This window comes from Ensifer sp. (genome assembly GCF_035999135.1).
Classification (GTDB): Bacteria; Pseudomonadota; Alphaproteobacteria; order Rhizobiales; family Rhizobiaceae; genus Ensifer.
Genome location: NZ_DASYGZ010000157.1, coordinates 1 through 1,529 on the forward strand (window position 1 = coordinate 1; position 1,529 = coordinate 1,529).

Sequence of the window (1,529 nt, forward strand, 5' to 3'; positions counted from 1 at the left end):
GCCAGCGAGGTCTTCACCCACGGCTTGGACTTCAGGCCCCTGGCAACGGCGTTGCGGGCAAGCAGGCCGGCCGCGATCAGCACCGACGGGTTGGAGGTGTTGGTGCAGGAGGTGATCGCCGCGATGGCGACGTCGCCATGGCCGAGGTCGAAATCGGTGCCCTCGACCGCATAGCGGTTCGAAAGCTGGCCCGGCTTCTTGTAGTCGCCTTCGAGCGCGGTTGCGAAGCCCGATGCGATGCTTTCGAGCGGAATACGGCCTTCCGGGCGCTTCGGGCCGGCCATGGCCGGGACGACGTCGCCAAGGTCGAGTTCGAGCGTGTCGGTGAAGACGAGCTCGGAACCATCACCGTCGCGCCACATGCCCTGAGCCTTGGAGTAGGCTTCGGCCAGCGCGATGCGGTTTTCCTCGCGGCCGGACATGGTGAGGTAGTTGATGGTTTCGCTGTCGACCGGGAAGAAGCCGCAGGTAGCGCCGTATTCCGGGCCCATGTTGCCGATGGTGGCGCGGTCGGCGAGCGTCATGTTGTCGAGGCCGGGGCCGAAGAATTCGACGAACTTCGAAACCACGCCCTTCTTGCGCAGCATCTGCACGACCATGAGCACGAGGTCGGTGGCGGTGACGCCCTCTTTCAGCTTGCCGGTCAGCTTGAAGCCGATGACTTCGGGCAGGAGCATGGAGACCGGCTGGCCGAGCATGGCGGCTTCCGCCTCGATGCCACCCACACCCCAGCCGAGGACGCCGAGGCCGTTGATCATGGTGGTGTGGCTGTCGGTGCCGACGCAGGTGTCCGGGTAGGCGGTGATCACGCCATCTTCTTCACGGGTCCAGACAGTCTGGCCCAGATACTCCAGATTGACCTGATGACAGATGCCGGTGCCGGGCGGCACGACGCGGAAGTTCTTGAACGCCTGCTGGCCCCACTTCAAGAAGCGGTAGCGCTCGCCGTTGCGCTCATATTCGAGCTCGACGTTGCGGGCAAAAGCGTTCGGCGTGCCGAATTCGTCGACGATGACGGAGTGGTCGATGACGAGGTCGACGGGAACGAGCGGGTTGATCTTTTCCGGGTCGCCACCGAGCGAGACCATGGCGTCACGCATGGCCGCGAGGTCGACGACGGCTGGAACGCCGGTGAAATCCTGCATCAGCACGCGAGCCGGACGGTAGGCGATTTCGTTTTCTGCCGTGCCCTTGTCGTTGAGCCAGGCGGCAATGTTCTCGATGTCTTTTTTGGTGACGGAGCGGCCGTCTTCGTTGCGCAGCAGGTTCTCGAGCAGAACCTTCATCGAGTAGGGAAGCTTCGAAACGCCGGCGAGACCGTTCGCCTCAGCCTTGGGAAGGCTGTAATAGACGTAGTCCACGCCGTTGACCGTGAGCGTGGAGCGACAATTAAAACTGTCTAGAGACTTGGACACTGGATAATACCCCGTTCCGTCTGATCGCCAAAAGCTGACGTACGAACGCCCGAGCGCCTGTGAAGCGCGATTTGGGATGCGGGTGCGGCCATTTCCGCTGTCCGTACGTGGAAA

At 62.8% G+C, this 1,529-nt stretch carries 1 protein-coding gene; it reads right to left on the reverse strand.

Features of this window, described 5'->3' with window-relative positions; genetic code table 11:
- Nucleotides 1-1,415 (reverse strand): aconitate hydratase AcnA (gene acnA, locus VGO12_RS20515; RefSeq protein ID WP_327514603.1); only part of this gene is annotated, 1,415 nt, incomplete at its 3' end.
- Nucleotides 1,416-1,529: the final 114 nt, after the last annotated feature.